Genomic DNA, 23,355 nt, shown 5'->3' with positions numbered 1-23,355 from the left:
CTGACCGCGGGCGACGGGCGGCGCGTAGACAGGGGGCATGCGAGCACTCACGTGGCAGTCCACCGGGCACGTCTCCGTCGAGACCGTGCCCGACCCGACCATCGAGGACCCGAAGGATGTCGTCATCCGGGTGACCTCGACCGCGATCTGCGGATCCGACCTGCACCTGTACGGGGTCCTCGGGCCGTTCCTCGACCGCGGTGACATCCTCGGCCACGAGGCGATGGGCGTGGTCGAGGCCGTCGGATCCGAGGTGCGCACGCTCGCGGTCGGCGACCGGGTCGTGGTGCCGTTCGTCATCGCCTGCGGCGAGTGCGCCATGTGCCGCTCGGGTCTCACGACGCAGTGCGAGGTGACGCAGAATCGCGAGCACGGGACGGGAGCGGACCTGTACGGCTACACCGAGCTGTACGGCTCGGTGCCGGGCGGCCAGGCCGAGTACCTCCGCGTGCGACGGGCCGACGCGAACGCCTACAAGGTCGGGCACGACCTGCCCGACGACCGTTACCTCTTCCTCAGCGACATCCTGCCGACCGCGTGGCAGGGCGTGCAGTACGCGAACCTTCCCGACGGCGGCACGCTCGGCGTGCTCGGACTCGGCCCGGTCGGGCAGTTCGCGGCGCGCATCGGGCGGCACCTCGGTCACCGGGTGATCGCGGTGGACCCCGTGCCCGAACGGCGGCTGATGGCCGAGCGGTACGGTATCGAGACGCTCGACGTCGGCGATGACACGCTCGACGAGCTGCGCGCGCTCACGAGCGGACGCGGGCCGGACTCGATCGTGGACGCGGTCGGCCTGGAGGCCCACGGCAATCCGTCGGTCGAGGTCATGCAGAAGGCAGTCGGCATCCTCCCCGACGTCGCCGCGAAGCCGATCATGCAGCACGCGGGGGTCGACCGGCTCGCCGCACTGACCTTCGCAATCGACGCGGTCCGCCGTGGCGGAACCGTCTCGCTGAGCGGCGTCTACGCGGGCGCGGCCGATCCGCTGCCCATGATGACCATGTTCGACAAGCAGCTCGCGCTGCGCATGGGCCAGTGCAACGTGCACGCGTGGCGCGACGAGCTCCTGCCGCTCGTCGAGGATCCGGCCGACCCGCTCGGCACCGAAGACCTCACGACGCACCGGGTCCCGCTCGAGCGGGCGCCGGAGATGTACGAGACGTTCCAGAAGAAGGAGCACGGCTGCATCAAGGTGGTGCTGAAGCCCGGCGCCTGAGGCGATCTGTCCATCCTGCCCGAGCGGGTTCACGGTGCGCGTGTCACACTGGACCAGTGGCCCCGCCGACGAGGGTGGGCGATGTTCGAAGGCGTGACGCGATGAGGCGGACATTCGGAGTCGAGGAAGAGCTGCTGTTCGTCGACCGGCAGACGGGGGCGCCGGTGCCGGTCGCGCCCGAGGTCCTCGCGCTCGCCGAACGTGATGGCGTCGCTCGCGATGCCGCGGTGGCCGAGATGCACGAGGAGATGCTCGAGCTGGTCTCGCGTCCGCATGCCTCGCTCCGCGCTCTGGGCGCCGACGTGCGCCGCGCCCGCCGCATGGCCGACCGCTGGGCGGGCCGGGTCGGGGCACGCGCGGTCGCGCTCGGCACCTCGCCGTTCCCCTCGAACCCGCACCCGTCGCCGGGCCCCCGCTATCGGGCCATCGTCGAACGGTATGGCGCGACGTCGCTGCGCTGCATGACCTGCGGGCTGCACGTGCACGTCTCGGTCGGCTCGCCCGAGGAGGGCGTCGCGATCCTCGACCGGATCCGGATCTGGCTGCCCGTGATCCGCGCGCTGGCGGCGAACTCGCCGTTCCACGACGGGATCGACACGGGCTACGCGAGCTACCGATTCCTGCAGTGGAGCCAGTGGCCTTCGAGCGGGCCGAGCGAGGTCTTCGGCAGCCTCGACGCATACCAGGTGTCGATCGACGCACTGATGCGGACCGGCGCGCTCCTCGACGAGGGGATGCTCTACCCCGACGTCAGGCTGTCGCGCCTCTTCCCGACCATCGAGGTCCGGGTCGCCGACGTGCCGCTGCTCGCCTCGGCCACGGTCACGATCGCGGGCCTGATCCGCGGCCTCGTGGCCACAGCCGCAGCGTCGGCCGCCCGCGGCGAGCCCGCTCCGGCGCTGGGCGCCGATGCGCTCCGCCTCGCCTCGTGGACGGCGTCGCTGGAGGGACTCGACGGGCAGCTGGTGCATCCCGTGCGCGGGGAGCCGGCACCGGCTGCGGAGGTCGTCGGTGCGCTTCTGGCCGAAGCCGCGCCCGGACTGCTGGAGCACGGCGACCTCGAGGTCGTCACCGCCGGCGTCCAGCAGATCCTCCGCGACGGCAACGGCGCGGCCATCCAACGGCGTGCCGCCGAGGCATCCGGCAGCCTGCTCGGCGCCGTGTTCGCGGGCGCGCCGCGCAGCCGCGCCTCCTCCTCGACTCGCCCCACCGCGGGCGTGGCCTGAGCGGCCCGCGCCAGCTGAGGCCGCGCCAGCTGAGCCCGCGTCAGCTGAGCCGCACCGAACCCATCGCGCGGGCCAGCTCGCCGTCGGGAGCCGTGATGATCAACCCGGATGAGCTGGCCGCCGACTCCGAGAGCTGCTGCAGCCATCGCTCGTCGATCGTGGGGACCCGCGAGCCCGCGAACTTGAAGTACACCGGCTGCGTCGGGGTCATCCAGAGCGAGCTGCGACCGTCGCCGACCGATTGCGCATCGAGCCAGGACATGACCAGCGACTCGTTTCGGCGGAACCGCTGGACGATGACGATCTGCAGGTGCGAGAGGAGCCGGTCCTCGAAGTCCACCGAGATGTTTCCGTGCGCAAGGCTTCCCATCGGGTGCCTCCTGTCTCTTGAGCGACCATACCGCGCGAGCGGCACACGGGGGCAGTCGCCAGCACTCAGCCCGGTTCGTGCGACGTGCTCTCGGCATCGGACTCGGCGGGCCCCGACATCCCCGCCCCCGCGACGCCGATCGCGTTCGGCAGGCGATCGCGAGCCCGCTGACGCAGGTCGGCGACGGTCTCCCTGGAGGCCAGGTCGGCGGGTGCCGCGTCGGACCCCATCGCGAGGATCTGACTCGCGGGACCGACCACGAGCTGGATCTCCCGGACCGTGCCCTCGTCGTCGACGCCGGGCAGCGTCACGACATCCGCGGAGTTGACGATCGCGAGGACGCTGGCGTATTGCATCAGCGCGTCCGCGACCTCGTCGTCCGTGAGGAACCCGCCACTGGCGTACAGAATCCGCTTCATGGCCGGATTCTGCGCCAGACCCGGCGGGCCCGGCCACCCCCTTGCGCGGATGAGGTGCACACGCCAGGCTCGCGACCGACGCCGTGCGCACTCGTCAAGCCCCTCACGCCGCCACGAGGCATCCGCGAGACTGCTGGGCAGACCGATGAGAGAGACCGACGAGAGATTGGAGCGACCGATGACGGATGCCACTCCCCGCAGCGAAGACGAGCAGGAGCCGGACCCCAGCGAAGAAGGCGAGCCGATGACGGAGTCGACGGACGGCGGACTCGAGGGCGGCGACCCCGGCGTCGAGGAGTAGCGCTCCGACGCCGTGAGCAGACGAGAAGGCCGCGCCCGGACGGGCGCGGCCTTCGTCGTACCCGGCGGCTCAGCGGTCGCCGGCGATCTCAGGCGGGGCGCTCGCTCGCGGCGACGTCGATGAGCACCTTGCCGACCGCGCCGCCCTCGACGGCGTCGTGGGCGGCGGCGGTCTCCGCCAGGCCGAACCAGGTCAGCGGGAGACCCGCGGCCGCCCCGACGGGGAGCGCACCCTCGCGCAGCGCCGCGGTGATGTCCTCCGCCGCGGCCTGCAGCGCCGGGTCGCCGACCGTGTACATGAGCAGCCCCTGGAGCCGCGCGTTCTTCGCGAACGCGGGGCGGATCGGCACGTCGACGTGGTCGCCGCCGTTGTCGGCGTAGAACGCGATGCTCCCGTGGTTCGCGAGCACGCGGAGGCTGAGCGCGGCGTTCTCGGCGAGCGAGACCTCGACGATCTGGTCGACGCCGTCGGGAGCGAGGCGCTCGATCTGCTCCGCGACGTCCTCGTCGGTGTACCGCAGCACGTGCTGGGCGCCCGCGGCGCGCGCGAGCTCGGCCTTCTCGTCGCTGCTGACCGTCGCGAGGACGGTCGCGCCCGCCCAGACCGCGAGTTGGATCGCGGCGTGCCCGACCGCTCCGGCACCGCCGGCGACGAGCACGGTCCGGCCGCGCAGCGCGCCGGGCGAGAGTCGCGCGGGACCCGACTCGTGCACGGTCAGCGCGCGGTGCGCCGTCATGGCGGGCACGCCGAGGCTGGCCGCGACCTCCATGCCGATGCCGTCGGGAAGCCGGACGGCGCGCTCGGCCGGCACGACGGTGTACTCCTGTGCGGTGCCGGTGGGCCGCTCGTGCTGCGCGAGGTAGAGCCAGACCCGGTCCCCGACGGCGAGGTCGTCGACGTCCTCGCCGATCGCGTCGACGACTCCGGCTCCGTCCTGGTTCGGCACGATCTCACCCTCGGGTCCCGGCCGGCCGCTGCCAGCGCGGCTCTTCCAGTCGGTCGGGTTCACGCCGGAGACGGCGATCTTCACCCTGACCTCGCCGCGGTCCGGCTCTGGGAGGTCGCGATCGACGAGCGACAGCACGGACGACGGACCGGGGTGCGAATAGACGACGGCTCTCATGCCAGGGTCAACCGAACGGGCCGGCCGGGTATTTCGTCGGGTGTGCGACTGGCCGGAGCACGCCGTTCGTTGAACTATTCTCACGCTGCTCCTAGGATTCGAGCGTGATCGAGGGTCGCAGATGAGCGCCGAGACAGTCACTCTGGTCGGAGGGCTCCTGATCCTCGTCGACCTCGCCATCCGGATCACCGCGCTCATCGTCGTCCCCCGCGACCGCAAGCCCACCGCGGCGATGGCGTGGCTGCTCGCGATCTTCCTCATCCCGTTCGTCGGGATCGTCCTGTTCCTGCTGATCGGCAACACGAAGCTGCCGCGGAAGCGGATGGACCGGCAGCTCGAGATCAACCGGCTCATCACCGAACGCTCAGCGGGCGTCGACCTGCACCTCGGCGACGAGGTCTGGCCGCCGTGGTTCGCCTCGCTGGTGCGGCAGAACACGGCACTCGGAGCGCTCCCGGCCATCGGCGGCAACGACGCCGAGCTCATCGGCGACTACCAGGCCTCGATCGATCGGATGACCCGCGACCTCGACCGGGCGGCACGGTGGGTGCACGTCGAGTTCTTCATCGTCGCCTTCGACGACACCACGCGCGGGTTCTTCGCCGCGATGGAGCGCGCGGTGCAGCGCGGCGTCACGGTGCGGCTGCTCATGGACTACATCGCGTCGCGCAAGGTGCCCGTGCATCGGGCGACGCTGGCCGAGCTCGACCGCATCGGCGTGCAGTGGGAGTATCTCCTGCCCGTGCGGCCGTTCAAAGGCCAGTCGCAACGCCCCGACCTGCGCAACCACCGGAAGCTCGTGGTCGTCGACGGAGTGGTGGCGTACACCGGCTCGCAGAACCTCATCGCGCGCGACTACGACTCGCCGAAGAACCGGAAGCGCGGGCTCATGTGGCAGGAGCTCGTGGTCAGGCTGACCGGCCCGACCGTCGCGGCCGTGAACGCGGTCTTCCTGTCCGACTGGTACGCCGAGACCGACGAGGTGCTCCTCGATCAGGAGCAGCTTCCGGCGGCCGACCTCGCGGTCGCGTCGGCCGCCACGACGGTCGTGTGCCAGATCGTGCCGAGCGGGCCGGCGTACGAGCTGGAGAACAACCTGCGGATGTTCCTCGGGCTCGTGAACGCCGCGCAGGAACGCGTGATCATCACGAGCCCGTATTTCGTGCCCGATGAGGCGATGATGTACGCGATCACGTCGGCCAGGCTGCGCGGGCTCGAGGTGCAGCTGTTCGTCTCGGAGATCGGCGACCAGGGTTCGGTGTGGCACGCGCAGCGCTCCTACTACGGGGCGCTGCTCAGGGCCGGGGTCCGGATCTTCCTCTACCCGGGACCGTACATCCTGCACGCGAAGCACCTGTCCATCGATGACGACGTCGCCGTGATCGGTTCGAGCAACATGGACATTCGCTCGTTCAACCTGAACTTCGAGATCTCGCTGCTCGTGCGCGGGCGGTCGTTCGTCTCGGCCCTCCGCGACGTCGAGGCCGGCTACCGCGCGATCGGGCGCGAGCTCACGCTCGACGAGTGGAAGCGCGAGCCCGCCAAGGCCACCTTCCTCGACGGCGTCGCCCGGCTCACCTCGGCGCTGCAGTGACCGCGGCCGTGACCGGTCCCGCCGATCCGTCAGGATGGGAGCCATGCGGTCGGCGGTCGAGTGGGCGGAGCGGCACCAGGTGCCCCTCTATCTCGGTGCACTGGCGTTGGGAGCCGCGATCGGGCTGCTCGTGCCGTCCGTCGCGGAACCGGCGGAGTCGCTGATCACCCCCGTGCTCGCGCTGCTGCTGTACGCGACCTTCCTCGGGGTTCCGTTCAGAGAGATCGGCGCGGCGCTGCGCGACCGCAGATTCCTCACGACCGTGCTGGTGGTGAACTTCGCCGTCGTCCCGGTCGTCGTGTTCGTGCTGTCCAGGGTGGTCGCCCACGATCAGGCGGTGCTGGCCGGGGTGCTGTTCGTGCTGCTGACGCCCTGCGTGGACTACGTCATCGTGTTCACCGGGATCGCGGGCGGGGCGAAGGGCCGGTTGCTCGCCGCGACGCCGCTGCTGATGCTCGCGCAGCTCGTCCTGCTCCCGGCCTACCTCTGGGTCATGGCCGGGCCCGAGCTCGTCGCCACGTTCGACGTCGCGCCGTTCGTCGAGGCGTTCCTGCTGCTGATCGTGCTGCCGCTCGCCGCCGCGGGGCTGACGCAGCTCCTCGCACGCACTCCCGCCGGCCGCGTCGTGCAGGGGGTCGGCCTCGGCGCGATGGTGCCGTTGATGATGCTCACACTCGCGGTGGTGGTCGTGTCTCAGATCGCACACGTGGCCTCGCAGCTCGGCGCAGTGCTGCTCGCTGCGCTGGTGTTCGTGGTGTTCGCCGCCGTGATGGTGCCGATCGGGATCGCTGCGGGACGCGTCGCGCGCATGGACGTCCCCGCTCGGCGCGCGGTCGTGTTCAGCGGCGCGACCCGGAACTCGCTCGTCGTGCTCCCGCTCGTGCTCGCCCTCCCGCCGGCCCTCGACCTCGCGCCGCTCGTCGTCGTCACCCAGACGCTCGTCGAGCTGGTCGCGATGGTCGTGTTCGTACGGCTCGTGCCGCGACTCGTCCCCGACGGCTCGCCCATGGGACGTCGACGCGCCTCTACGATCGACACATGATCCGTCATACCGTCGCCTTCGCACTCCGCCACGAGCCCGGCTCCCCCGCCGAGGCGGCGTTCATCGAGGACGGCCGGCGGGCGCTGACCTCGATCCCGGGCGTGCTCGACTTCACGGTGTCCCGGCAGGTGAGCCCCAAGAGCGACTATCGCTTCCAGTTCGCCATGACCTTCGCGGATGCCTCGGCCTACGAGGGGTACAACGCGCACCCGGCGCACGTGGCCTTCGTCGAGCAGCGCTGGGTCTCCGAGGTGCGCGAGTTCGAAGAGCTCGACTTCGAGCCCTACTGACGCGGATGCCGAGCCGCGAGGGCCGGCGACGCGTCGCCCTCCACGAGTCCAGGCCTGGCGGAACGCGGGTGGCGCGGCCTAGGGTGCGACGCATGGCTGAGCGTGCGTTCGGGGCTGACCGGTGAGCGGCGAGACCGGCATGACGGATGACGGAATGACGAACGGCGCGCCCTCGCCGAGCGTACGCACCGCGGTGGTGATCATCGCGCTGCTGCTCGCGCTCGCGGCCATGTGGGTCGCGCGTGAGATCGTCGCACCGCTCGCACTGGCCGCGGTGCTCGTGATCATCGTGCATCCGATCCGGCATCCGCTGCAGCGGCGGGGCTGGCCGCGCTGGGCGGCGACCACGGTCGTCGTCGCGGTCGCGTACCTGATCCTCGCGGTGCTCGCGGCCATGCTCGTCTACGCGGGGTTCCAGTTCGGCGAACTCGTGGCGGAGGTGGGCGATGAGCTGCAGATCGCCGCGGCCTCCGTCGTCGACGGACTGGCCGCCGCGGGGCTCGGCGACCAGGTCTCCGAGGCGACGGCCGCAGCACTCGACCCGTCACTGCTCCTCGACGTCGCGCAGAACGTGGGCGGCTGGGTGCTCGGCTTCCTCACCGCGGCGTTCTTCGTGCTCGCGTACGTGATCTTCATGGCGGCCGACGCCGCGCGGTACGGCCGGGCCGAGCAGGCGCTCGGCGCCGGAGCGCGTGCGATGGTCGACCGGATCCGGGCCTACAACTCCTCGGTGCGCCGCTACTACGTCGTCAACGCGTCGTTCGGCGCGATCGTCGCGGTCGTCGACGGGCTCGCCCTCTGGGCGCTGGGCGTGCCGGCGCCCGCCGTGTGGGCCATCCTCGCGTTCGTCACGAACTTCATCCCGAACATCGGGTTCGTGCTCGGCCTCGTGCCGCCGGCCGCGCTCGCGTTCGTGGTCGGCGGATGGCCCTTGGCGCTGGCCGTGATCGCCGTCTACTGCGTCGTGAACGTCGTCCTGCAGGTGCTCGTGCAGCCGAAGTTCGTCAGCGACGCCGTCGACCTCTCGCTCACCCTCAGCTTCGTCTCGGTGATCTTCTGGACGTTCGTGATCGGCCCGCTCGGCGCGATCCTGTCCATCCCGCTCACGCTGCTCGTCCGGGATCTGCTGCTCGACCGCGATCCGGGCGCCTCCCGGCTGCGCTGGCTGTCCGGCAACGCGGCCGCGGTCGCGCCCGCGTCCGCGACCCGCGACGGATGACCCGTCGGGAGTTCGGGAAAATTTCCTCACCTTCGACGTGCTCCAGCGCTACAGTGAGCCCAGGAACAGCGTAGTTCTGGGGGTCTCGATGGAAATCGTGCTCGTGGTGTTGCAGGCGTGTGTCGTGATCGGGGCGATCGTGCTGGGTGTTCGCACCGGCGGGCTCGGGCTCGGTCTCTGGGGCGTCGTCGGCACGGCGCTCCTCGTGTTCGTCTTCCAGCTGCCGCCCGGCTCCGTCCCGGTCGACGCGTTCTTCATCATCATCGCGGTCATCACGGCGTCGTCGGCGATGCAGGCGGCCGGCGGCATCGACTACCTCGTCGGCATCGCCTCGCGGATCATCCAGCGCAATCCGAAACGCCTCACCTACGTGGCGCCGATCGTCGCGTTCGTGTTCACGGTCCTGTCCGGGACGTCCAACATCTTCTTCGCCCTCATCCCGGTGATCTACGAGACGGCGTACCGCAACGGGCAGCGGCCGGAGCGTGCGCTCGCCTCGTCGACGGTCACGTCGGGGCTCGGCATCACCGCGAGCCCGGTGTCGGCGGCGATGGCCGCCTATCTCGTGCTCATGGACGGCACCGGCTACGGCCTCCCGCAGATCCTGCTCATCACGATCCCGGCCGCACTCGTCGCATGCGTGATGACCTCCTTCGTCCAGCAGCGCATCGGCAAGGACCTGCTCGACGACCCGGTGTTCCTGAAACGCGTCGAAGACGGCACGGTCGAGGTGCCGGCCGCGCTGCGCGCCGGTCACTCCCCTCACGGCGCGGACGCCGCCGCCGGCACGGCCGAAGCCCAGACGGTCGCGGCCGGAGGCGAGTCGAGCGGCACGCTGACCGCACCCAAGACGAACGAGCGCCGCGGCCGGTCCGGGATCGGACGGAATGCGCCCGCACCGATGATCGAGCACCCCGTGCCGCCCGGCGGCGCGACCGCCGCCTGGATCTTCGTCACCGGGACGCTGCTGATCGTGCTGCTCGGACTGTTCCCCGGCCTCCGGCCGGCGTTCCCGGACGAGGAGGGCGCGCTCCAGCCGATCCCGATGGCGACGGTCATCGAGATGGTGATGTTCACGGTCGCGCTGGTGATCATCCTGGTGCGCCGGGTGAAGCCGGCAGCGGTCGTCGAGCAGCCGTTGCTGAAGGCCGGGTTCGTCGCGGCGGTCGCCCTCTTCGGCATCGCGTGGATGGCGGACACGTTCATCGCCGCGAACCAGGAGACCATCATCGAACCGCTCGGCGCGATGATCGAGGCGAACCCGCTGCTGCTCGCGGTCGCCCTGTTCCTCGTCTGCGGGCTCACGACGAGCCAGTCGGCGACGACGAACACCATGATCCCGATCGCGCTCGCCGCCGGGCTCGCACCCGGAATCATCACCGCCATGTGGCCGTCGCTGATCGGCGTCTGGCTGTTCCCCGCGAACGGCTCGCAGATCGCGGCGGTCGAGACCGACCGGACGGGCTCGACGAAGCTGACCCAGGTCCCGGTCTGGCACTCCTTCACGATCCCCATGCTCGTGTCGTGGGTCGCCGTCGTGGTCGCCGGCCTGCTGATCCAACTCGTCGTGCCGGTCTGACACCAGGCCGAGGCATCCGCCCGCCTGCGACGTCTCTCGCCGACGCAGGCCGAACCGTGAAGGAGACCCCATGACCGACGTCACATCCGACGCGGAGGCGACGAGGTCGGCGGCCGCCGACCTCATGCCCGAGGTGATCGAGCGCCTCGAGGCGCTCGTCAGGATTCCCTCGGTCGCGTTCCCCGGCTTCGACCCTGCACCCGTCCACGAGATGGGCCAGGCGGTCGTCGACCTCTTCGAGGCCGCGGGTGCCACCGACGTCGAGCTGCTCGACGTGCCGGACGGGTACCCGTGCGTGTTCGCCGACCTGCCCGGCCCGGCCGGATCGCCGACCGTGCTGCTCTACGCCCACTACGACGTCCAGCCGGCACCGGCGGGCCAGGGCTGGACCAGCGAGCCGTTCGAGCCGACGACGAAGGACGACGGCCGCATCTACGGCCGCGGGGCCGCCGACGACAAGTCCGGGCTCGTCATCCATTACGGCACGCTGAAGCTGCTCGGGCCCGACCGGCCCTGCCGGGTCAAGCTGCTCGTCGAGGGCGAGGAGGAGACCATCTCCCACCTCGAGGCGTTCGTCGAAGCGAACCCCGAACGGTTCGCGGCCGACGCCTACGTCATCGCCGACATCGGGCCGCAGGAGGTCGGCAAGCCGGGCCTCACGACCGCGCTGCGCGGCGACGTCGCGTGCACCGTCACCGTGCGCTCGCTCGCCGCGCCCGTGCACTCCGGGCTCTTCGGCGGTGCGGCACCCGACGCGATGACGGCGATGATCCGGATCCTCGACACCCTCCACGACGAGCACGGCGACACCGTCATCGCGGGCGTGGACCACGGACGGTGGGACGGTGCGCCGATGGACGAGCAGGTGTACCGGGACGGCTCGGCGATCCTGCCCGGCGTCGAGTTCCTCGGCACCGGCTCGCTCTCGGACCGGCTGTGGGCCAAGCCGTCGGTCACGGTGCTCGGCATGGACCTGCCGAACACTGCGGAGGCCTCGAACGTGCTGCTCCCCGAGGTGACCGCGAAACTGTCGATGCGGATCGTGCCGGGCTCCGACGGCGAGCAGCAGCTCGAGGCGCTCATGGCGCACCTGCGTGCGCAGCGCCCCTGGAACGTCGAGGTCGAGGTCGAACCGGTCAAAGTCGGTCACGCGTTCGCGATCGACGCGTCGCACCCCGCGATCGTCGCGGCCGTGGACGCCATGCGCGAGGTCTACGGTTCGGACGTCGAGCACATCGGCAGCGGGGCGTCCATCCCGCTCGTCGCCTCGCTGCAGCAGGTCTCGCCGAAGGCCGCGATCGTGCTCTGGGGCGCCGAGGACACGGCGAAGGCCCGCATCCATGCGTCGGACGAGTCGGTCGACCCGGACGAGATCGCGCGCATGATCGCCGCGCAGACCGTGTTCATCCGCAAGCTCGCGGCGAGCTCGGCCCGGTAGGGCCCGGCGCGCGCGCTCGATCGAAGGATCGGGCGGGCGTTCAGCCCGGGACGAGCCCACGGGTGCGGGCCGGACGCGGGGCGCGCCGGCCGAGCGCGCGGAGCGCGGCGAGGATCGTCGCCAGATCGACGACCTCCTGCAGGATCGCACCCACGGTCGCGGGGATGACCCCGAACGCGGCGATCAGCATCAGCACGACCGACACCGCGATGCCGAGCCAGATCGACTGCAACGCGATCCGGACGGTGTCGCGGCCGATCACCGCCGCATCGGCCACGAGCGAGAGGTCGTCCACGAGGATCACCGCGCCGGCCGACTCGCTCGCCGCAGTTGCACCCTTGGCGCCCATCGCGATGCCGACGTCTGCGGCGGCGAGCACGGGTGCGTCGTTCACCCCGTCGCCGACCATCAGGACCGGGCGTTCGGCGATCGCGGCGACGACGTCGACCTTGTCGCCGGGCAGGCATTCGGCCCGCACCTCGTCGATGCCGAGCTCGCCCGCGATGTGGTCGGCGGTCGCCCGGGCATCGCCGGTCAGCATGAGCACGCGGCGCACCCCGAGGGAACGCAGCCGCCCGAGCGTGCCCGACGCGTTCGCGCGCACCCGGTCGCTCGCGAGGATCGCGCCGGCGAAGCATCCGTTCACCGCGACGTAGATCGCGAGCTGACCCGGGCCGATCGCCGTCGGCGCGACGTCGCCCGCGCGAGCGCGCACGAATGCGAGCTTGCCGACCACGACGGATCGACCGTCGATGACGGCTTCGACGCCGTTCGTCGCCGACTCCTCCGCGTGCTCCGCCGGAAGCAGCCCGAGGCCGCGTTCGGTCGCGGCGCGCACGACGGCTGACGCGAGCACATGCGACGAGTACTGTTCAGCGGATGCCACGAGCTGCAGCAGCTCGTCAGCCCCGAAGCCGCGCTCAGCACGGACCTCCGCAAGCTCGGGTGCGCCGTACGTGAGCGTGCCCGTCTTGTCGAACACGGCGGTCTCGATCCGGGCGAGCAGCTCGAGGACGCCGCCGCCCTTGACGATGACGCCGCCTCGCGCGGCGCGGCTCATGCCGCCGATGAACGCCACCGGGGCGGCGATGAGCAGGGGGCAGGGTGTGGCGAGCACGAGCACCTCGGCGAAACGCACCGGGTCGCCCGAGATCCACCACGCGAGACCGGCGAGCGCCAGCGAGAACAGGGTGAAGGGAATGGCGTAGCGATCGGCGAGACGGACGACGGGCGCCCTGGAGGCGGCCGCCTGTTCGACCAGCGCGACGATCTGCTGGTACTGGCTCTCGGCGGCGCTCGCCGTCGCGGTGATCGTGATCGCGGCGGTCCCGTTCACCGAGCCGGAGAGCACCGTCTCGCCCGCTCGCTTCTCGACCGGGACGCTCTCCCCGGTGAGCTGGGACTCGTCGATCATCGCCCCCGCCGACTCGAGCTCGCCATCGACCGGGACGATCTCGCTCGGCCTGATCAGCAGCCGGTCACCGGGTGCGACCTCATCGATACGGATCTCGGCGATGCGCTCACCCTCCCAGCGGTGCGCGGCCTGCGGCGCCCGCTCGAGCAGCGCGCTCAGGTCGCGCTTGGCACGTCTCCCGGCCGCGTCCTCGAGCGCCTCGCCACCGGTGAGCATGAGGACGACGATGAGCGCGGCGACGTACTCGCCGACGAGCACGGTCGCGACGATCGCCGTGATCGCGAGCACGTCCAACCCGAAGTGCCGGCGGAGGAGATCGCGGACCATGCCGGCCGCCTGCCACGCGGCGACGATCAGGGCGTACCCGCCGAACAGCCACGGCACCAGCCCGCCGCCACCCGTCAGGGCGAGCACGATCCCCGCGAGACCCACGACGATCGTGAGCGAGACCGCCGGATACCGGGTCAGCGCACGCCACGCGGACGACACGGCGATCAGTCCGCCGCGGTCCGTGCGGGCACGACACCCAGCAGGAGCAGCACGAGGCCGAGCTCGACCGCGCCCGCCGCGAAGTAGACCGCCTGCAGCGCGCTGAACGGGACGACCACCATCTGCACGAAGATCCAGGTCAGCATCGCGTACCCGGCGGCAGCCGACAGGAAGAGGGCCCAGCGGCTCCGCCGCAGCACCGCGACCGCCGCCCACACGTGCACGCCGCCGAGCACGACGGCCAGGATCACACCGGGAACGAGGAAGCTGTCGAACGGCGATCCCTCGAGGACGTCGTCGGGCGGGCTCAGAATCGTCGCGAGATCCGCCGACATCGAGCCGAGGACCAGCGCGAGGCCGCCGAGCGCGGCCGTGAGCGCGATGAACAGCTGCACGACGAGCAGCGTCGTCCGGGTCGCGCGAGGCCGCGTCATCGCGCCGGTCCGGGTGCGGGTCACGGGCAGGCTCATCTGCACACCCCTTCTCTCAGTCCTCCGATGGTTCCACGGCGACCGGGGTGGGCGCATCCGATGATTCACGAAGCCGGTTGACGTGTCGCCGCGCGGCGAGTCGAATGAGGGCATGAACAGACACCACGAAGCATCCCGCTGGGGTGGACCCGATCTGCCGCCGGAGCGGCGCGCCCTCATCGTCGCCGCCATCGCGTGGAACGTCGCCTGGAAGGGCGCCTCGCTCTGGCGTGCGGCCCGGAACGACAGCAAGCCATGGTTCGTCACCCTGCTGGTGACCAACACCCTCGGCGTCCTCGACGCCGTGTACCTGTTCGGGTTCGGCCGGCGAAGAGGCGACTGACATACTCGGAGCCGTGACCGACTCCCCCACCATCCTCTTCGTCTGCGTGCACAATGCCGGCCGGTCGCAGATGGCGGCCGGCTTCGCACGCGAGCTCTCCGGCGGGCGCGCGACCGTACGCTCGGGCGGCTCCGAGCCCGGCTCGCAGATCAACCCCGTCGCGATCGAGGCGATGCGTGAGGAGGGCATCGACATCAGCGGCGCCGTCCCACAGCTGCTGCAGACCGACGACGTCCGCGCCGCGGACGCCGTCATCACCATGGGCTGCGGCGATGCGTGCCCGATCTTCCCCGGCAAGCGGTACGAGGACTGGGAGCTCGAAGACCCCGCAGGCAAGGACCTGGACACCGTCCGCCGCGTCCGCGACGACATCAAGGGGCGCGTGCAGTCGCTGCTCACCGACCTCGGGCTCTGAGGCTTCCGGGTGAGGGTGAATGTCGTTGGGTCACTGGATACTGGTGCGCATGACGACTTCCCCGCTCGAGCGGCTGCACGCCGAGGTGGCTGAGCTCGCCGCCGAGTGGGCGGCGGCGCTGCCCGCGTTCGGTGCCGAGGCCGGCGCCGGTGGTGGGGCCGGCGCGGGTGGGAGTGGTGGGGGCCGGGGATTCGAGGCGCTGAGTGGTCCCGGGTTGGTGCGGGTCATCGAGCGGGCGGGGCAGGTCAAACGGATGGTGGACGCATTCCTCGCCCATGCCAGCGCCGAGGTGGCTCGGCGGTCGGTGCCGGAGTTCGGTGCGGACGGGTTGGCGAAACAGCACGGGCATGCCAGCCCGGTCCGGTTGATCGAGGCCGCGACCGGCGGTGCGGCTGGTGAAGCGGCCCGGCTGGTCGCGGTCGGTGAAGCGATCCAGGAACGGGAGTCGTTCACCGGGACGGTGCCGGCGAAGTTCCCGCACGTGCGCGCCGCGCTCGATACCGGGCGGTTGAGTGTGGATGCGGCGAACCTGATCACCGGGATGCTCCGCAGGGTCGAACTCCGCGCCGACCCCGACCGGGTCGGCCGGTATGAGCAGAAGCTCGTCACGCTCGCGGCCGGGCAGCCGCTATCGCTGGTGCGACGCGCGGTCACCACCGCGCACGCCCAACTCGACACCGACAGCATCGGACCGGCCGATGAGCGGTTGCATGCTGAGCGGTCGTTGACGTTCCGTGAAGACCCGGACGGGGTGTTCCACCTGCGGGGCCGGCTCGACCCGATCACGGCCGCACCGATCAAGGCCGCACTCGACGCGATGGTCAGCGACGCCCTCCGCCAACGCGGCTCCGGCGGGGCTGGGGCCGGGGCTGGGGCCGGGAGCGAGACCGGGCCCGACGGGGCGGGGCCGGTGGTCGAGGATCGGCGGTCGATCCCGCAGATCCGGGCCGACGCGCTCGCCGAACTCGCGAGGCACGCGCTGGGATGTCAGGCAGCGCCGGGTTCGGTGCCAGCCACGACGGTCGTGGTGCGGATGAGCCTCGAGGCGCTGCGTGAGGGCGTGGGGGTTGCCGAGATCGACGGCATCGACCGGCCCATCGCGGCAGGCACGGTGCGCAAGCTCGCCGCGGACGCCGAACTCATCCCCGCCGTCCTCGGCAGCGACAGCGTCCCGCTGGACCTCGGGCGCGGCACCCGACTGTTCAGCCGATACCAACGGCTGGCGTTGATGGAACGCGACGGCGGCTGCGCATCCTGCGGGGCGAACATCACCTACGCCCACGCCACCAGGTGTGGTTCATCCCACCCCCACACCTCGACCCCAACCAAACCCCACGACTCGGCGGCACAGCCCGATTCACCCCACAACACAGATCCACGTCGAGCTGAGTCAGCACCGCCTCGATCGCGAACTCGACCTCCTCGCCGAGGATCTCCGATTCAAGCCGGACGGATCCGATGTCACTGGGTGACCACGAGATTGCACATTCTCGCGTCGTCCGATCGCCGGGCCCCGGTGCGTTATCCGATGAAGTTCCCGCCGGAGACCAGGGTGGTGAGCGCTCCCACCACGCGGTCGCGAGGATCGCGATCAGTTGTTCGTTCAACTCGCCAGCCATGTCAGGACCCCGCCGCTACGCCGTCGGGTGTAGAACGACCTTCGTCCAACCGTCATCCCGCTTGTCGAAATGCTCGTAGGCCCCGGGAGCCTCGTCGAGGGACAGCTCGTGACTCACGATCCTGGACGGTGTGGCCTTTCCCCCTGCGACGAGGTCGCGCAGCGCCCGGTTATATCGCTTCACCGGGCACTGACCGCTGCCGAGCTTCTGGCCGCGGAACCAGAGCTGCCCGAAGTCGAAGGCCACTTTGCCCTGCTTCGCCAGCTCATCGGCTGCACCGGGATCTTGCGGAACGAACACCCCGACCACGCCGATCTTGCCGGTAAATCGGACCGACTGGACGAGCCGGTTCAGCGTCAGGGTGATGTCCTCCTCGCCCTCCGGGTCGTGGGCCTGGTAGCCGACGCACTCGCATCCGTTGTCGGCCCCGAGTCCCATGGTCATCTCGTTCACCGCCTCAACGGGGTCGACCTTGGAATCGTCGATCGGGATGGCCCCGATCTCCTCGATCTTCTTCAGCCGATCGGGGTGTCGGTCGACGACCATCACTCTGCCCGCGCCTTTGAGAATCGCGGAGTACGCGGCCATCCATCCCACCGGCCCGGCTCCGTGGATCACGGTCTGGTCACCCGGCTTCACGTGGGCCATCTCGGTTGCGTGGTACCCGGTCGGGAAGATGTCGGCGAGCATCACGTAGTCGGCCTGCTTCTCCTGCGCGTCCTCTCCCAAGCGGAGCGCGTTGAAATCGCCCCACGGCACGCGGAGCAGCTCCGCCTGGCCGCCGGCCCAGGGGCCCATGTCGGCGAACCCGTAGGCGGCACCCGCCCACTCGGGCTTCGGCTGTGCGGTCAGACAGTAGTTCGTGTAGCCGCGCTCGCAGTTCTTGCAATGGCCGCACGAGACGTTGAACGGCAAGACCACGTAGTCGCCCACGCGAACCTTGTCGACTCCGTCGCCGACTTCGATCACCTCGCCCATGTTCTCGTGGCCGAACCAGCGGCCGGTTTCGAAGTCGGTCCGGCCCTCGTACATGTGCAGATCGGAGCCGCAGATGTTCGTGGTCGTGATCCGGACGAGGATGTCGGTCGGTCGCTCGATGCGGGCGTCCGGCACATCGTTGACGCTGACCTTGCGCGGGCCTTCGTAGACGACTGCTTTCATGGTCTTGCCTTCCAAATCGTTGAATGGATGATTCTGGCTGGATGGCTATGGCTGGAACACCGCCCGCACGCAGCCGTCGGTCTTGTCTTTGAACATCGCGTAGCCCTCGGGAGCGTTCTCGAGCGGCATGATGTGCGTGGCGAGGTGTTCGGTGGTGAGCTCGTTGCGCGCCATCCGCTCGAGCAGCATTGGAACGTACCGGTGCCCGTGTTGTTGAGCTGAGCGGAGCGTGAGGCCTTTGTTCATGAGCGGCCCGAGCGGGAACTTGTCGACGAACCCACCGAAGACCCCGAGGATGAACACGCTTCCCCCTTTCCGTGCGGCGAAGATCGCTTCGCGCACTGCCGTCGGCCGATCCGTCTGCAGCCGCAGTTGCTGCTTGATCTGGTCGTAGGCGAAGTCCACGCGGTCGCTATGAGCTTCCATCCCGACGGCTTCGATGCAGACGTCAGGTCCCCGGCCTCCCGTGAGTTCACGCAGCTCGGCGAGTACCTCGCTCGTCTCGTAGTTCATCGTCTCTGCACCGATCACCTGCTCGACCTGTGCGAGACGCTCCTGATACCGGTCGATGACGATCACTCGTTCCGCGCCGAGCAGGATCGAAGCTCTGGCCGCCATCTGTCCCACGCCACCAGCGCCCCAGACGGCGACGGTGTCACCCGGTTTGACTCCTCCCAGGTCGGCACCCATCCACCCCGTAGGCGCAGCATCCGAGGCGAAAAGCGCCCGCTCGTTGCTGACGCCGTCAGGAATAGGGAAGGCGCCTTGGTCGGCGTACGGCACCCGGATGTACTCGGCATGACTCCCGGCCCATCCTCCGAGCGCATGCGAGTAGCCGTAACAGCCGCCCGGTGCCTGACCCCAGAGCATCTCGGGGATGCCAGCGTTCGGGTTGCCGTTGTCACAGAGCGAGAACAGCTCGTTCCGGCAGTACCAGCACTTCCCGCAGCTGATGAACGAGCAGACGACGACGCGGTCGCCCACACGATGCTTCGTCACGGCGGACCCGGTCTCGACCACCTCCCCGAGGAACTCGTGTCCCAGCACATCGCCCGCACGCATCGTCGGCACATAGCCGCCGAGCAGGTGCAGGTCCGACCCGCACGACGTGGTGAGGGTGACGCGCACGATGATGTCTTGGGCGTTCAGGAGCGTCGGGTCATCGACGTCCTCGACCTCGAGCTTGTTCACCCCTGTCCAGCACAGCGCTTTCATAGCACGCCCTCGCCCTTCGCCTCGTCTTCGGCCTTGTCGACGGCCGCCCCGGACAGCGTGATCGACCGATGCCCGTGCGGCCGCGGCTTCGGCTGGAGGATCTCACCGGTCTCGAACAGCTGCTTGGCATCACGCAACGCCACCCGGACCGCTTGATCGGGATCGTCGTCCCCGATGACCGCCTTGAGGTCGGCGCCGTCGCGCACGCGAGCGTGCACCTCGAATCCCTTGTCGCCCGGCGCCGGGTCCAGGCGTATCTCCAATACGCCGGCGATCCGCTGCAGCGGCTCGGGATACCCGTCCTGGGCGAAGACCGCGCGGTCGCCGAGCACCGTCACCGCCTTCCACCCCTCTGGATGCCGACCGTCTCCATCGGATTCGCGCCGTTCCCGCACCAGTGCTCTCGCCACCAGACCGGCGGCCACCCCGACTGCGCCGGCCGCCACCACCGTCTTCACACCCATCGTCTCCTCCTTCGATGCGAAGGACGTGACTCTTCTGAGAGACGCGCTCCGCAGGCAACGGCGTCATGATGAGCACCTGCCTCCGGAATCGCTGAGGGACTGTACAGACGCCGTCGGCCGGAGGACAATGTCGTCAGCTCGCCAGCGAACGAGCATCTTCCTCCGGTCCTCGCGTTCTGTGAAGCCCCTACGCCTGATGTGCGGTCACCGCCCATGATGGCGACGTGCCGAAGGGCCAGACACGAAAGCGGCGAAGCGACGCCACACGATCGGACACGAGTCGGGCGGTGGCTTTCAGCGACGCGATCATCGCGATTGTCATCACGCTCCTCGTCCTCGACCTGCGGCCACCTCAGGCCGAGCCCGGCGGACTGCTGGCCGCCCTGCTCGGCGAGTGGCCGACGTATCTGGCTTATGCGGCCTCGTACACATATCTGGCCGTGATCTGGATGAACCACAAAGCAGCGTTCAGCCGAATTCGGGAGATGGACCGGGGTCTGCAGTGGGCGAATCTGGGAATCCTGGCAACGCTCGCCCTCGTGCCCTGGCCCACAGCGGTGATCGCGGAAACGGCCAGGACCGGCAACCTCACGGACGAACGGGTCGCGGTCGGGCTGTACGCGGTCATCGGCGCATTGCTGTGCCTCGCCTGGCTGGTTTTCTTCTCCCACTTGGCGCGCCACGCCGACCTCACAAAGGAGGAAGTGGACGATTCCTACTTCGCGCGCGAGCGCCCCCGCGCCCTCATCGGCGTCGTGCTGTACCTGGCAGCGGGAACGGCGGGAGTCCTCATCCACCCCCTCGTGGCGTCGGTGATCTTCCTGCTCCTGCCCGCCTTCTACGGTCTCACCAGCCACGGGTTGGACCACGGACCCGCCCTGCTCCGCGGCAGCGACCCCGACGATGGAGGACGCACCTCGTCGAAGGGCGGATGATCGGTCTTGCTCCCTCGCCGGCCGCGATCGTTGTCAAGTCCCTCGCCGGTGCATTTGCCCCTCCGCACGATCCCCGCATGACCCAGCTCGACCGGCGGACCTCATCGTTTCAGGCCGCCCCGGATGGATCGCCGCGAGTGAGACGAGATGGGGCTTCATGGCCGTGTACGTTTCTGATCAGCGCGCTGTGCGCATTTCAGAAAGGCGGCAGTGTGGAGGTCCACACCAACCTCGTCCCGTGCGGGATCCTGGTCACCGACGCCGAGCATCGGATCACACACGCCAACGCCCGGCTGCTCGGCTGGCTCGGCGCCGATCTCGCCGATGTCAAGGGCCGAGACCTGACCGCCGTCCTCAGCACAGGCCGGGCTGACGCTGAACCGTTCGACTGGCTCCGACATGAGGACGGCCCTGCCCTCCCCGTACTCCGCGAGTCTGTCCGCGTGGCAGACGGGCGGCTCATCGCCCTGTTCGACGCGACCACGCAGCACGCGTACCAGGAGGAGCTCCATCGCTCCCACCGGCTTGCTGAACGCACAAGGAACCGGCTGGAGCTGGTCATCGAGGCGGCGATCGCGTTCGCCCGCGCCACGACGGAAGCCCAGTTCGCCGAGGTTCTGGCGACGACGGTGTCAAGCGCCTATGGAGCCGACGCTGCGGCGGTGTTCCTCCGCAACGACGCAGACCGATTCGAACACATCGCCGGCACCAACCCCTTCGAGCAGCACCCGAAGGTGAACCTGCTCGTCTCCCGCGCCGTCGACCTCCGAACGGTCATCACCGTCAGCAGCGCAGAAGACGCCGACGCCCTCGACCCGATGCTCGGTGCCGCGTTCCACGACGCCGGAATGCAGGCGCTGCTCACTGCCCCTCTCCTGCGCGACGGCGTGCCGATCGGGCTGTTCGCCTGCTTCTTCCGAAACCGACGACCGTTCGATGCCGAGGCCGCCCCGCTCGCCGAGGCACTCGCAGGGCAAGCGGCCCAGGTTGCGATCACCCTCCGGCTGCAGCGGCAGCTCATGCACGCCGCGACCCACGACGAGGTCACCGGACTCCCGAACCGCAGGTTCCTCGAGGCGCAAATCCTGGGCTACTCGACCCGCGCAGCTACGCTGATCGCGGCCCTGTTCATCGACCTGGACGGGTTCAAGTGTGTCAACGACGAACTCGGACACACCGCCGGCGACGAACTCCTCCGCCAGGTCGGCGCGCGACTTCGATCCGTGACCCGCGACCGTGACCTCGTCGCCAGATATGGCGGTGACGAGTTCGTGGTGGTCTGCGAGGTGCGCGACACCGCCACAGCCCGCGAGCTCGGACAACGACTCCAAGAAGCGATCGAACCTCCATACGAGGGCCTGCCTGCCCATGTTCATGTCGGGGCCAGCGTCGGTGTCTCGGTTGCCAACGCAGGCGATGCGCACGTCGGCGACCGGCTCATCCGCGCGGCCGACCAGGCGATGTACGCTGCGAAGACCGCCGGCGGGAATCAGATCATGGAACTGATCCTGCTCGACTAGCTCCTGCACGCCGGCGGGATCCGCCGGAGTACTGTCGGCGAGGGCGCGCGAGCGCGACGGCTCGCTCCCGTTCGGGGAGGATCCCGCGACTCGCCGGGGCGTAGTTTCGGTGCGGCGCCTGCCCGAGGATCTCGGCGGCGGCGGACCTGGTGCACATGCTCAACGGCGTCGCGGAGCCGGACGTTGCGGCCGTCGAGCGGTTCCCCGCGAGCTCCCAGACTGAGCGCTGCTGCGGGTCCAGGCGGCAGTCCTGCCGCTGACGCTTCCCGCGCGGGAGGCGGGTATCGTTCTCGGATGCCGAGCGAGCACCTCGAATCTGCCGTCGTCGACCTAACCAGGGCGCTGATCGGTATTGATTCCGTCAACCCGCGGCTCGTTCCCGGCACCGTCGGGGAAGCCGCGATCGCTGCGCACCTCGCTGATCGACTGGATGGCGCGGGCTACGCCGTACGTCTCGTCGAGGCGCCCTCCGACCCGGCTCGGGTCAGCGTGGTCGCGGTGCGAGTCGGGTCGCGTCCCGGCCGGACGGTCGTGCTGAACGGTCACCTCGACACGGTCGGCGTCGAGGACATGCCGGAGCCGTTCACGGCTCGGATCGACGGCGACCGCCTGATCGGTCGCGGAGCGAGTGACATGAAGGGCGGCGTGGCCGGCATTGTCGTCGCCGCCGAGTCGCTCGCCGCTGCCGATGCGCCAGGCACGGTGATCGTCGCCTTGGTTGCCGATGAGGAGGACGCGAGCCTCGGGGCCGAGTCAGTGCTCAAACATCTCGCGGGGCGGGAGATCGCCCCGGATGTCTGCCTGATCGCTGAACCCACCTGGCTGGATCTCGCCATCGCCCACCGCGGGTTCGCCGTGGTGGAGATCGTCCTGCAGGGCAGGGCGGCCCACTCCTCTCAGCCCGCCGAGGGTCTCGACGTCATCGGCCCGGTCGGTGATCTGCTCGCATCCATCCGAGCAGCGGATCGTGACCTGCGCGACGTGATCCCGCATCAGCTGGTCGGCCACGGATCCCTGATGACGACGGTGCTCCGCGCGGGGACCGCGCCGTTCACGGTGGCTTCGGGGGCGGAGCTTGTCGTCGAGCGCCGCACCGTCCCGGGCGAAACCGCGGAATCAGCTCTCGACGACGTCAGTGCTCTCGTTGACGCAGTGACCGCACGGACCCCCGGACTACGCGCAGAGGTCCGTCTGGGTGTCGCCCGTTCGGCATGGCAGGCAGATGCGTCCGGCGCCGCTGCCGAGCTCGCCGGCGCGCTCAGTTCGGCGATCGCTCAGACCGGCCGCCGGGCGGAGTCGGTCGGTGCCCCGTATTGGATGGAGTCTGCGCTCTGGCAGGAGGCCGGCGTGCCGACGGTCGTGTGCGGTCCGGCCGGTGGCGGACTGCACGCGATCGACGAGTGGGTCGATCTCGACCAACTGCGGCGGTTCCCCGCCGCGGTGGGGGCCGCGGTCAGCCGGTTTCTCACGGCCTGACGGACGCGGCCGAC

General features: G+C 70.0%; 22 protein-coding genes and 1 pseudogene. 15 read left to right on the top strand and 8 right to left on the bottom strand.

Annotated elements, in window-relative coordinates:
• Positions 1 to 37 precede the first annotated feature (37 nt).
• Both RH864_RS03880 and RH864_RS03875 read left to right on the top strand, forming a co-directional pair.
• Complete coding sequence (locus tag RH864_RS03880) at positions 38 to 1,219, top strand: alcohol dehydrogenase catalytic domain-containing protein (RefSeq protein ID WP_310516199.1); 1,182 nt, start codon at positions 38 to 40, stop codon at positions 1,217 to 1,219.
• A gap of 101 nt (positions 1,220 to 1,320) precedes the next feature.
• Positions 1,321 to 2,445 (top strand): carboxylate-amine ligase, encoded by a 1,125-nt coding sequence (locus tag RH864_RS03875; protein WP_310516198.1) that lies wholly within the window; start codon positions 1,321 to 1,323, stop codon positions 2,443 to 2,445.
• Between the two features lie 40 nt (positions 2,446 to 2,485).
• Here the strand turns inward: RH864_RS03875 and RH864_RS03870 are convergent, their stop codons facing one another.
• Together RH864_RS03870 and RH864_RS03865 are read right to left on the bottom strand one after the other, a co-directional pair.
• Positions 2,486 to 2,815, bottom strand: a complete 330-nt coding sequence (locus RH864_RS03870) for a DUF7882 family protein (RefSeq protein ID WP_310516197.1) — start codon at positions 2,813 to 2,815, stop codon at positions 2,486 to 2,488.
• Positions 2,816 to 2,880: 65 nt separating this feature from the next.
• Positions 2,881 to 3,234 (bottom strand): hypothetical protein, encoded by a 354-nt coding sequence (locus RH864_RS03865; RefSeq protein WP_310516196.1) that lies wholly within the window; start codon positions 3,232 to 3,234, stop codon positions 2,881 to 2,883.
• 178 nt (positions 3,235 to 3,412) lie between these two features.
• Between RH864_RS03865 and RH864_RS03860 the strand changes: the two genes are divergently transcribed.
• Positions 3,413 to 3,535, top strand: coding sequence for a hypothetical protein (locus RH864_RS03860; RefSeq protein WP_310516195.1), 123 nt, complete (start codon positions 3,413 to 3,415; stop codon positions 3,533 to 3,535).
• Positions 3,536 to 3,623: 88 nt separating this feature from the next.
• Here the strand turns inward: RH864_RS03860 and RH864_RS03855 are convergent, their stop codons facing one another.
• The gene (locus RH864_RS03855; protein WP_310516194.1) at positions 3,624 to 4,658 is read right to left on the bottom strand and encodes an NADPH:quinone reductase; all 1,035 of its coding nucleotides are present in this window, start codon (positions 4,656 to 4,658) and stop codon (positions 3,624 to 3,626) included.
• Positions 4,659 to 4,779: 121 nt separating this feature from the next.
• Between RH864_RS03855 and cls the strand changes: the two genes are divergently transcribed.
• From cls to RH864_RS03825, 6 genes are all read left to right on the top strand, one after another.
• Positions 4,780 to 6,252, top strand: coding sequence for a cardiolipin synthase (gene cls / locus RH864_RS03850; RefSeq protein ID WP_310516193.1), 1,473 nt, complete (start codon positions 4,780 to 4,782; stop codon positions 6,250 to 6,252).
• 43 nt (positions 6,253 to 6,295) lie between these two features.
• Entirely contained in the window at positions 6,296 to 7,294 is a 999-nt protein-coding gene (locus RH864_RS03845; RefSeq protein WP_310516192.1) for an arsenic resistance protein, read from the top strand.
• Entirely contained in the window at positions 7,291 to 7,584 is a 294-nt protein-coding gene (locus RH864_RS03840) for a Dabb family protein (protein ID WP_310516191.1), read from the top strand. Before RH864_RS03845 ends, RH864_RS03840 begins: the two co-directional genes overlap by 4 nt.
• A gap of 139 nt (positions 7,585 to 7,723) precedes the next feature.
• Positions 7,724 to 8,803: an AI-2E family transporter gene (locus tag RH864_RS03835; RefSeq protein ID WP_310516190.1), complete on the top strand. Its 1,080-nt coding sequence runs from the start codon at positions 7,724 to 7,726 to the stop codon at positions 8,801 to 8,803.
• 88 nt (positions 8,804 to 8,891) lie between these two features.
• Complete coding sequence (locus RH864_RS03830) at positions 8,892 to 10,382, top strand: anaerobic C4-dicarboxylate transporter family protein (protein ID WP_310516189.1); 1,491 nt, start codon at positions 8,892 to 8,894, stop codon at positions 10,380 to 10,382.
• Between the two features lie 70 nt (positions 10,383 to 10,452).
• Positions 10,453 to 11,820 carry a M20/M25/M40 family metallo-hydrolase gene (locus RH864_RS03825; protein ID WP_310516188.1) on the top strand — a complete coding sequence of 456 codons (1,368 nt, stop codon included), beginning with the start codon at positions 10,453 to 10,455 and terminating at the stop codon, positions 11,818 to 11,820.
• A 40-nt stretch (positions 11,821 to 11,860) separates the two neighbouring features.
• Here RH864_RS03825 and RH864_RS03820 read toward each other — a convergent pair whose 3' ends face one another.
• A complete protein-coding gene (locus tag RH864_RS03820) occupies positions 11,861 to 13,723 on the bottom strand; it encodes a heavy metal translocating P-type ATPase (protein WP_310516187.1) in 1,863 nt (620 codons plus the stop codon).
• A gap of 5 nt (positions 13,724 to 13,728) precedes the next feature.
• The gene (locus tag RH864_RS03815) at positions 13,729 to 14,193 is read right to left on the bottom strand and encodes a hypothetical protein (protein WP_310516186.1); all 465 of its coding nucleotides are present in this window, start codon (positions 14,191 to 14,193) and stop codon (positions 13,729 to 13,731) included.
• A 112-nt stretch (positions 14,194 to 14,305) separates the two neighbouring features.
• Here RH864_RS03815 and RH864_RS03810 point away from each other — a divergent pair, with 112 nt between their 5' ends.
• The 3 genes and pseudogenes from RH864_RS03810 to RH864_RS19200 form a co-directional block, all read left to right on the top strand.
• A complete protein-coding gene (locus RH864_RS03810) occupies positions 14,306 to 14,536 on the top strand; it encodes a DUF5652 family protein (protein ID WP_310516185.1) in 231 nt (76 codons plus the stop codon).
• Between the two features lie 13 nt (positions 14,537 to 14,549).
• The gene (locus RH864_RS03805; RefSeq protein WP_310516184.1) at positions 14,550 to 14,951 is read left to right on the top strand and encodes an arsenate reductase ArsC; all 402 of its coding nucleotides are present in this window, start codon (positions 14,550 to 14,552) and stop codon (positions 14,949 to 14,951) included.
• A gap of 19 nt (positions 14,952 to 14,970) precedes the next feature.
• Positions 14,971 to 16,179 (top strand): annotated as a pseudogene (locus RH864_RS19200) (DUF222 domain-containing protein); the annotation flags it as partial.
• A 406-nt stretch (positions 16,180 to 16,585) separates the two neighbouring features.
• Here the strand turns inward: RH864_RS19200 and RH864_RS03800 are convergent.
• Genes RH864_RS03800 through RH864_RS03790 form a run of 3 tightly spaced genes read right to left on the bottom strand, consistent with a single transcriptional unit; the run spans position 16,586 to position 19,410 of the window.
• Positions 16,586 to 17,731, bottom strand: a complete 1,146-nt coding sequence (locus RH864_RS03800; RefSeq protein WP_310516183.1) for a glutathione-independent formaldehyde dehydrogenase — start codon at positions 17,729 to 17,731, stop codon at positions 16,586 to 16,588.
• Between the two features lie 45 nt (positions 17,732 to 17,776).
• Positions 17,777 to 18,922 carry a zinc-dependent alcohol dehydrogenase gene (locus tag RH864_RS03795; RefSeq protein WP_310516182.1) on the bottom strand — a complete coding sequence of 382 codons (1,146 nt, stop codon included), beginning with the start codon at positions 18,920 to 18,922 and terminating at the stop codon, positions 17,777 to 17,779.
• Positions 18,923 to 18,942: 20 nt separating this feature from the next.
• Positions 18,943 to 19,410, bottom strand: coding sequence for a hypothetical protein (locus RH864_RS03790; RefSeq protein WP_310516181.1), 468 nt, complete (start codon positions 19,408 to 19,410; stop codon positions 18,943 to 18,945).
• A gap of 287 nt (positions 19,411 to 19,697) precedes the next feature.
• On the opposite strand from RH864_RS03790, the gene RH864_RS03785 reads away from it, so the two are divergent.
• The 3 genes from RH864_RS03785 to RH864_RS03775 all read left to right on the top strand — a co-directional run bounded on the left by RH864_RS03785 (position 19,698) and on the right by RH864_RS03775 (position 23,341).
• Positions 19,698 to 20,345 carry a TMEM175 family protein gene (locus RH864_RS03785; protein WP_310516180.1) on the top strand — a complete coding sequence of 216 codons (648 nt, stop codon included), beginning with the start codon at positions 19,698 to 19,700 and terminating at the stop codon, positions 20,343 to 20,345.
• 77 nt (positions 20,346 to 20,422) lie between these two features.
• Positions 20,423 to 21,865 (top strand): diguanylate cyclase domain-containing protein, encoded by a 1,443-nt coding sequence (locus RH864_RS03780; RefSeq protein ID WP_310516179.1) that lies wholly within the window; start codon positions 20,423 to 20,425, stop codon positions 21,863 to 21,865.
• A 294-nt stretch (positions 21,866 to 22,159) separates the two neighbouring features.
• A complete protein-coding gene (locus tag RH864_RS03775; protein ID WP_310516178.1) occupies positions 22,160 to 23,341 on the top strand; it encodes a M20/M25/M40 family metallo-hydrolase in 1,182 nt (393 codons plus the stop codon).
• The last annotated feature ends 14 nt before the right edge of the window (positions 23,342 to 23,355 follow it).

The organism is Agromyces aerolatus, from assembly GCF_031432255.1.
GTDB lineage: Bacteria > Actinomycetota > Actinomycetes > Actinomycetales > Microbacteriaceae > Agromyces.
The sequence above is the reverse complement of the archived record's forward strand: the minus strand, read 5'-3'. Positions and strand labels throughout refer to the sequence as shown.

Bases quoted from the DNA above. Each gene is read 5' to 3' on its own strand.
- RH864_RS03815 (WP_310516186.1), bottom strand. From the start codon at position 14,193: ATGAGCCTGCCCGTGACCCGCACCCGGACCGGCGCGATGACGCGGCCT.
- RH864_RS03775 (WP_310516178.1), top strand. From the start codon at position 22,160: ATGCCGAGCGAGCACCTCGAATCTGCCGTCGTCGACCTAACCAGGGCG.
- RH864_RS03825 (WP_310516188.1), top strand. From the start codon at position 10,453: ATGACCGACGTCACATCCGACGCGGAGGCGACGAGGTCGGCGGCCGCC.
- RH864_RS03840 (WP_310516191.1), top strand. From the start codon at position 7,291: ATGATCCGTCATACCGTCGCCTTCGCACTCCGCCACGAGCCCGGCTCC.
- RH864_RS03780 (WP_310516179.1), top strand. From the start codon at position 20,423: ATGACCCAGCTCGACCGGCGGACCTCATCGTTTCAGGCCGCCCCGGAT.
- RH864_RS03875 (WP_310516198.1), top strand. From the start codon at position 1,321: ATGAGGCGGACATTCGGAGTCGAGGAAGAGCTGCTGTTCGTCGACCGG.
- cls (WP_310516193.1), top strand. From the start codon at position 4,780: ATGAGCGCCGAGACAGTCACTCTGGTCGGAGGGCTCCTGATCCTCGTC.
- RH864_RS03860 (WP_310516195.1), top strand. From the start codon at position 3,413: ATGACGGATGCCACTCCCCGCAGCGAAGACGAGCAGGAGCCGGACCCC.
- RH864_RS03830 (WP_310516189.1), top strand. From the start codon at position 8,892: ATGGAAATCGTGCTCGTGGTGTTGCAGGCGTGTGTCGTGATCGGGGCG.
- RH864_RS03880 (WP_310516199.1), top strand. From the start codon at position 38: ATGCGAGCACTCACGTGGCAGTCCACCGGGCACGTCTCCGTCGAGACC.
- RH864_RS03810 (WP_310516185.1), top strand. From the start codon at position 14,306: ATGAACAGACACCACGAAGCATCCCGCTGGGGTGGACCCGATCTGCCG.
- RH864_RS03845 (WP_310516192.1), top strand. From the start codon at position 6,296: ATGCGGTCGGCGGTCGAGTGGGCGGAGCGGCACCAGGTGCCCCTCTAT.
- RH864_RS03865 (WP_310516196.1), bottom strand. From the start codon at position 3,234: ATGAAGCGGATTCTGTACGCCAGTGGCGGGTTCCTCACGGACGACGAG.
- RH864_RS03790 (WP_310516181.1), bottom strand. From the start codon at position 19,410: ATGGGTGTGAAGACGGTGGTGGCGGCCGGCGCAGTCGGGGTGGCCGCC.
- RH864_RS03800 (WP_310516183.1), bottom strand. From the start codon at position 17,731: ATGAAAGCAGTCGTCTACGAAGGCCCGCGCAAGGTCAGCGTCAACGAT.
- RH864_RS03870 (WP_310516197.1), bottom strand. From the start codon at position 2,815: ATGGGAAGCCTTGCGCACGGAAACATCTCGGTGGACTTCGAGGACCGG.
- RH864_RS03835 (WP_310516190.1), top strand. From the start codon at position 7,724: ATGACGGATGACGGAATGACGAACGGCGCGCCCTCGCCGAGCGTACGC.
- RH864_RS03855 (WP_310516194.1), bottom strand. From the start codon at position 4,658: ATGAGAGCCGTCGTCTATTCGCACCCCGGTCCGTCGTCCGTGCTGTCG.